The following is a 294-nucleotide window of genomic DNA, read 5'->3' as shown; positions in this document are numbered from 1 at the left end:
GAATTCACCGTAAAGCCGATCGCTCTGGAGGGCGTCGAGCACGTAACGCCCGAAGGCTATCTGCGCCTGACTCCTTACCGCGCCGGAACGGACGGCTTCTTCGCCGCCGTGCTGGAGCGGTCCTCGTATACGCCCTGATCCGCCCGATAGACCGCTGGAGACCCGCCGATGACCACCGAAACCCACCACCAGCGCGTCCTGATCCTCGACTTCGGCAGCCAGGTGACCCAGCTGATCGCGCGCCGGGTGCGGGAAGCCGGCGTCTATTGCGAGATCCATCCGTTCGACAAGGCC

Annotated in this window: 1 protein-coding gene and 1 pseudogene; both read left to right on the top strand. The window is 65.3% G+C overall.

Going from position 1 to position 294, the window contains the following annotated elements; genetic code table 11:
• Positions 1 to 138 (top strand): annotated as a pseudogene (locus tag EIK80_RS25500) (MFS transporter); the annotation flags it as partial.
• 30 nt (positions 139 to 168) lie between these two features.
• Positions 169 to 294, top strand: a 126-nt coding sequence (locus tag EIK80_RS26840) for a hypothetical protein (protein ID WP_233586951.1), incomplete at its 3' end; no start/stop codon positions are given.

This window comes from Caulobacter sp. 602-1 (assembly GCF_003931565.1).
In the GTDB taxonomy this organism is placed as follows: Bacteria; Pseudomonadota; Alphaproteobacteria; order Caulobacterales; family Caulobacteraceae; genus Caulobacter.
Note: the sequence above shows the minus strand (reverse complement) of the source record. Positions and strands in the feature narration are given on the sequence as shown.